The sequence below is a fragment of the Streptomyces sp. MBT53 genome, assembly GCF_016654115.1.
Lineage (GTDB): Bacteria > Actinomycetota > Actinomycetes > Streptomycetales > Streptomycetaceae > Streptomyces.
This window is the reverse complement of the sequence record NZ_JAEQAZ010000346.1, coordinates 1-6075: the sequence shown is the minus strand read 5'-3', so window position 1 is coordinate 6075 and position 6075 is coordinate 1. Positions and strand designations below refer to the sequence as shown.

Genomic DNA, 6075 nt, shown 5'->3' with positions numbered 1-6075 from the left:
TGTGCGGAGGTGTTGCCGGGGGTGGCCGACCGTACGTGACCAACTCGTGGTCCTGACGGTGCTGTGGCGGAAGCCGGTTACAGCGGGGCGGTGGAGGCGGCGAACTCGGTGATCGCCTTGCGCAGCGGTGCTACGGCGGTTTCGGGGCCCGTTCGGGTGTCGAGGCCCAGAACCTTGATGAGGCCCATGCGGCCACGCGGCCCCTCGATCCGAAGGTCGCGCTCGGTGGGGCCGTCAGGCGCGGGGTGGACGACGAGGGCGAGCGGATGCTCCGGGCCGGTGTAGCCGGCGATGTAGGTGAGGAGCTGGTGACGGTCGGCGGAAGAGACGTTCTTCACCGCGTAGTTCTTGAGGCGTTCCGCGTGCTGCCGGACGACCTGCCGCTTTGACGCGGGGCTCCCGGCCGCGCCGGTCGGTGTTGGATCGGCCGCCCGTCCCCGTCGCATCGCCGATCAACTTGAGCAGTACCTCGTTCTGGGCCAAGTAGCGCTGATCGGCGGGGTGTTCGGCGAATGCCGAGAAGGCCACGTAGTAGGGGTCGGAGACGGTGTCCGTCGCGTAGGTGCCCTAGGTGCCCCGGGCCGCGGCCACGCCTGCGGCATGCGCTACGGCCCCTGCGGCGGCGACAGTTCGGGCGGTGGCCGCCGCACGACGAGCCGTTCTGGATTCGTGAGGCGGAGCGGGAAGCGGAGCGGGCGGCAGCGCGGGCGACCAAGCCTCAGCCGCTGACCCGTGAGCGGATCGTCCGGGCCGCGATGGCTGTCGCCGACGGTGAGGGACTCGACGCCGTCTCCATCCGGCGTATCGCCGGTGAGTTGAAGGCTCGCCCGATGAGTCTCTACGCGCACTTCGACAGCAAGGACGACCTCCTCGACCTCATGCACGACGCGGCGGCGGAGGAGACGCTCGTGGGTGAGGTTCCGGCCGACTGGCGGGAGGCGCTGCGGCTGATCGCCAGGTGCAACAGCACCGCCGTCCCGCGTCACCCCTGGCTGCTCGCGACCGGCGACACCGGGTGCCCGATCGGGCCGGCCTCGCTGAAGCGCATGGACGAGTCGGCCGCCGCGGTCCGTGAACTCGACGCCGACAGCGCCGTCCGGCGTGCGCTGATCCTCGCCGTCGACACCTTCACCCTCGGCCACGTCATGGCGGCACTGTCCGGCGGGATCCGCCGCCGCACCACGGCCGCCGCCGACACCGCGACGCCACCACGGAATACGTCCGGACCCCGATCGACGCCGGCAAGCTCCCCCACCTCGCGGACACGGGCTTCAGCGAGCTGCTCTACAACGACGAACCCGAGGCGGGCTTCGAACTCGGCCTGAGCTGGATGCCGGCGGGGGCCGCGGCGGCGCCGGGGCGGTAGCGGGGTGGTCGGCGGGGCGGTCGTCCTACTCCGACAGCATCGGAGCCCAGTGGTCCATCACCTCGCGCAGCCGTCGGCGGTGATCGGCGATCCAGTCGTCCGGCGGGACGATCGGGACCCGCACGGTGACCATGGACCCGGACTCGTCCTCCACGACCACCTCCGGGCAGTCGCGTTCGCCGGTGAGGTGGATCCAGATCGTCGGCCCGTTGCTCATCTTCATCCACGCCACGTCCTCGCCGGCGTCGAGCCGGTCCAGCGCGGTGGCCCAGGCCTCCAGCTTCGCCGCGTACAGAACCAGGTCGGTACGGCCGGACACGAAGGGGGTCCTGACGACGATCTCGGCGTCGAGCCCGGGGGCCCAACTCGGGTCGTGTCTCAGCACGTTGACCGCGACGCCGTTCCCCTCGTCGTCGGCGAGGGAGATGAGTTCCCTCGGTGGGCTGTCGCCCATGGTCACCACGCCACGTCTCATGTCTCGGGAACCCATTCCACGGGAGGAGGCATGCGGCTGTAGTGGGGTCCCCTGATGCCGTACTGGGAGAGGTGCAGGATCTCGCCGCCGACCGCGAGTTCCGCCGGCGGCGGGTTGGGGACGCGGATCTGCGGGTGGCGCCGGCCGTCGATGACGATCCTCTCCCGGAGGTCGTTCTGGCCGTCCGCCCAGCTCTGGGCCCGCTCGCGAGTCCACGGGTCCTGCAGGGTCCGCGGGGCGGCCGGGTCGTGGTGGTGGCCGTTGAGGCTGCGGACGAGACCTTCGCTGTAGACACCCTTGACCCGGAAGTTCTCCAGGTCGTCCGAGCGCACGACCATGTTGACGTACCGGCGGCCGTTGCCCCTGTGCCGTCCGACCGCGCGCCAGCGGCCCGGGCCGGGGTCCCAGATCGTGGGCGGGATCCACAGCAGGGCGCCCACCGGGAAGTGCTTCGTGCCGTGCTGGATGTCGAGACCGTCCTCGCCGCGCATGGTCTCCCGCGACACATTGGCCACCAGGCACCAGCCCAGCAGCCCTTCCGGCGTCTCTTCTTCGGCGGGTTCCGTGTCTGTCACGCCGAGAATTGTCAGGCGCGGGACGGGACTTGGACCAGCTGTTTTCAACGGCGCCTCAGCCGCTCACACCACCAGCCCGCACACCACCGAACCCACCCCCACCACAACCTCCGCCTCTCCCAGCGTCCCGTCCTCCCGCACCGGCAACACCGCGACCGTCCCGCTGTGTTGATTCGCCACCAGCAGTCGCCCGGGCGTCGAGGTCAGTCCTCGGGGCCAGCTTCCGCCGCTCGGGACCTCGCCCAGCGGCTCGAGGACCGTGCCCGCGAGCCGGAACGCCGCCACCGTGTCCGCTCCCCGGTTGGTGACCCAGACGTAGCGGCCACAGGACGAAGTGACAATGCCGGCGGGCTGGTTGGGGATGTCCGCTACGGCCGTTGCCGGCACCCGGGACAGTTCGTGCAGGGTGCCCGTCTCGGCGGCGTAGTGGTGGCACGTCACCGTGGAGGAGAGCTCGTCCGCGCTGAGCACCAGGTCGCCGGACGGGGTGAACGCGAGATGGCGGGGGCCCGAGCCGGGGCGGAGTTGGGATGTCGCCACCGGCTTCAACGTGCCGGTGACGACGTCCAGTTGGTACGTGAACACCGTGTCGGCGCCCAGGTCCGTGGCCAGGACGTAACGGCCCGCCGGGTCGACGAGGACCTGGTGGGCGTGGGTGCCCTCCTGGCGGCCGGTCACCGGGCCCGAACCCTTGTGCTCGACCACGTCCGTGAGGTCCGAGAGCCGGCCGTCCGCGTCCAGGCGGTGTACGGCCACCGTGCCGGGCAGCGTGTCCGTGCCGTAGTTGGCGGTGAGGAGGAAGTCGCCGCCCGGGTGGACCGTCAGGTGGCACGGGTTCGCGCCGCCGCTGGTCAGGGGCGCCCCCAGCGGCACGGGCGCGGCGCCCTCCCGGAGACCGAACGCGCTCACCGCGCCCGGCATCGACTCGTGCGTCGTGTAGACGACGGGGAGCGTCGGGTGGGCGGCCAGGAACGACGCGCCGCTCGCCGCCACCGCGTCCACCACGCTCAGAACACCGTCGTCCGGGGTGAGCCGCAGCGCCGTCAGGCCGACGCCCTCACCACCCGTGTCCGGTGTGTACGAACCCGTCAGGACGTCAACGTGCCCTGCGATACCGGTACTTGTATCTGCACTTGTACCTGTACTTGTCATTGAGCGCTCAGTTCCTCAGTGGATTGCGTCGGCGGAGTACATCAGCGGAGTACGTCGTCGTGGTGGTCCAGCAGCGGGAGTTCGCCCCGGCGCGGCAGGCCCTCCCAGTCGCCCTCCGTGCCGACCGCGAACGCGCCGACCCGGGCGGCCGTGTCGAGCCGGACCGCTGCCGGTGCGCCGGCCAGCAGCTCGGCCAAGTAGCCCGCCACGAAGGCGTCCCCGGCGCCGACCGAGTCGTACACCCGGGCGGGCAGCGCGAGTTGGCGGTGCGGGCGGCCGTCGAGGAGCGCGAAGGCTCCCTCCGCGCCCAGCTTGATCACGGCGCCGGAGGGGCCCAACTCGCAGATTCCCTTGGCCAGTTCCTCGGGTTCGTGGCGGTCCGGCACCGCGAGCCGCGCCTCGTGCGGGCCCGCGAACACCAGGTCGCTGTCGTGGAGGAGGGGGAGAACCGCCTCCCGCGCCTCGTCCTCGTTCCACAGCAGGGAACGGAAGTTGATGTCGAGGGACACCAACACCCCCGCCTCGCGGGCGATGTCCACCGCCCGGCGGACCGCTCGCGCCGGTCCCTCGCCCAACGCCGGTGTGATGCCGGTGATGTGGAGGACCGACGCCCCCGCCACCACCTCCTCCGGGATGTCCTCGGGGGCCAGGCGGACGCCCGCCGTCGCCGTGCGGTAGTAGCGCATCCGGTGGTGCGTGCTGGTGCGTCTCTCCTTGAGGAGAAGGGACGTCGGTGCCGCGTCGCGTACGGCCACGGCGGTCACCCCTTCCGCCCGGAGTTCGCGCAGCACCAGCTCACCCAGCTCGTCCTCGCTCACGCGGCCGATCCAAGTGGCCTTGCCGCCCAGGCGACTCACGCCGATCGCCACGTTGGACTCGGCGCCGGCGATGCCGAGGCGCAGGGTGGTGCCCAGGGTGAGCGGGCCGGGACCGGCGGCGGACAGGACGCCCAGGGTCTCGCCCACGGTGACGAGGTAGGGCTCGTCCTTCTCGACAGCAGACTTACGGGTGTTCACAGGGGGTTCTTCTCCTTGGGCCCGGTGTCGGGCCTGACCGTCTCCAGCAGTGCGCGGGCCCGGGCCGTGAGGGCGTTCAGCGCCTCGGGGGTGGGGTCCCGGTCGGCGTCGCGCAGCAACGGGGAGCCGACGCCGACGGCGAGTGCGCCCGCCGCCATGTACTGTCCGGCCGCTTCGAGGTCGACGCCGCCGACCGCCATGAGCGGTATGTGCGGCAGCGGGGCGCGGAGTTGGCGCAGATGGGTGGGGCCTCCGGTGCAGGCGGGGAAGAGTTTCACGGCCGCCGCGCCGGCCCGCCAGGCGGTGATCACCTCGGTCGCCGTCCACGCTCCCGGGTAGAAGGGGACGTCCTGGTCGGCGGCGTCGTGGATGACGTCCGGTTCGACGTTCGGGGAGACCAGGAACTCGGCGCCCGCCGCCAGCGCGTCCCGGGTGTCGGCCGTGGTGAGGACCGTACCGGCGCCGACCGAGACCCCGGCGCCGAGTTCGTCCTTGATACGGGCGATCGCGTCGAGCGCACCGGCGGTGGTGAGGGTGACCTCCAGGCAGGTGATCCCGCCGGCCGCGAGGGCACGGGCCGCGGCGGGCAGCGCGGAGGCGTCGGCCGACCTGAGGATGGCCATCACCCGGGTACTGGCCAACTGGGGTGTGAGCAGGGGCCGTAGAAGCTGATGGTCCGTCATTTGACCGCTCCCGCCGACATTCCGGCGACCATCTGGCGCTGGAAGAAGATGAAGATGACCAGGAGGGGCAGCACACCCAGCAGCGCGGCCGGGAAGAGGGTGGTCGGCTGGACGGTGTGCGGGTCGATGAAGGAGTACGCGTTCACCATGACGGTGCGCTTGCCCGGGTCCTGGAGGAACACGAGGGGGACCAGCAGGTCGTTCCAGATCTGGAGCGCGATGAACGTCAACAAGGTGCTGGTGACCGGGCGGAGGAGAGGCAGGATGACGACGAAGAAGGTGCGCAGCGCGCCGCAGCCGTCGAGGGCCGCCGCCTCCTCCAGGTCGGCCGGGATCTGCCGGATGAAGCTGGTGTAGAAGAACACGGCGAGCGGCAGGTTGATCGCGGTGTAGATGAGGACGACGCCCGCGTAGGTGTCCAGCAGGTTCAGGTCGCGCATCAGCAGGTACAGCGGTGCGACCACGACGAACACGGGGATCGACGTGCCGAGGATGAAGAGGCGGTACACCGCCGTCGACCAGCCCGCCGTGATCCGGCCCAGGGGGTAGCCCGCGAGCGCGCCGAGCACGGTGATGAGGACGCACGAAAGCCCGGTGATCAGAAGGGTGTTGAGGGTGCTGGTGCCGTAGTGGATCTGGCTGAAGGCCTGCGTGAAGTTCTTCAGGGTGAAGGAGTGCGGGATGCCCAGCGGGGAGCGCGCCACGTCGGCCGCCGTGCGCAGCGAGGTGACGATGGTGAAGACGAACGGCAGGACGAAGAGGACCGTGCCGAGGGTGAGCGCGGTCGTGCCGAGGGCGGTGGCGAGCC

At 71.1% G+C, this 6075-nt stretch carries 8 protein-coding genes; 1 reads left to right on the top strand and 7 read right to left on the bottom strand.

The annotated features are described in order from the left end of the window. Positions 1–77: 77 nt before the first annotated feature. Complete coding sequence (locus JHN45_RS50425) at positions 78–446, bottom strand: hypothetical protein (RefSeq protein WP_201056189.1); 369 nt, start codon at positions 444–446, stop codon at positions 78–80. Between the two features lie 66 nt (positions 447–512). Here JHN45_RS50425 and JHN45_RS50420 point away from each other — a divergent pair, with 66 nt between their 5' ends. Continuing rightward, positions 513–1325, top strand: a complete 813-nt coding sequence (locus JHN45_RS50420; protein WP_268982491.1) for a TetR/AcrR family transcriptional regulator — start codon at positions 513–515, stop codon at positions 1323–1325. 66 nt (positions 1326–1391) lie between these two features. On the opposite strand, the gene JHN45_RS50415 is transcribed toward JHN45_RS50420, so the two are convergent. From JHN45_RS50415 to JHN45_RS50390, 6 genes are all read right to left on the bottom strand, one after another. After that, on the bottom strand, positions 1392–1841 hold the full coding sequence (locus JHN45_RS50415; protein WP_201056187.1) for a DUF5959 family protein: 450 nt from the start codon (positions 1839–1841) through the stop codon (positions 1392–1394). Next, positions 1838–2416 (bottom strand): hypothetical protein, encoded by a 579-nt coding sequence (locus JHN45_RS50410; protein WP_201056185.1) that lies wholly within the window; start codon positions 2414–2416, stop codon positions 1838–1840. The genes JHN45_RS50415 and JHN45_RS50410 overlap by 4 nt, the downstream gene beginning before the upstream one ends. 63 nt (positions 2417–2479) lie before the next feature. Then, positions 2480–3568 (bottom strand): lactonase family protein, encoded by a 1089-nt coding sequence (locus tag JHN45_RS50405; RefSeq protein ID WP_201056183.1) that lies wholly within the window; start codon positions 3566–3568, stop codon positions 2480–2482. A 41-nt stretch (positions 3569–3609) separates the two neighbouring features. Continuing rightward, positions 3610–4584: a sugar kinase gene (locus JHN45_RS50400; RefSeq protein WP_201056181.1), complete on the bottom strand. Its 975-nt coding sequence runs from the start codon at positions 4582–4584 to the stop codon at positions 3610–3612. Next, on the bottom strand, positions 4581–5267 hold the full coding sequence (locus tag JHN45_RS50395) for a bifunctional 4-hydroxy-2-oxoglutarate aldolase/2-dehydro-3-deoxy-phosphogluconate aldolase (RefSeq protein ID WP_201056180.1): 687 nt from the start codon (positions 5265–5267) through the stop codon (positions 4581–4583). The genes JHN45_RS50400 and JHN45_RS50395 overlap by 4 nt, the downstream gene beginning before the upstream one ends. Next, positions 5264–6075 (bottom strand): carbohydrate ABC transporter permease (locus JHN45_RS50390; protein ID WP_201056179.1); only part of this gene is annotated, 812 nt, incomplete at its 5' end. The genes JHN45_RS50395 and JHN45_RS50390, both read right to left, overlap by 4 nt.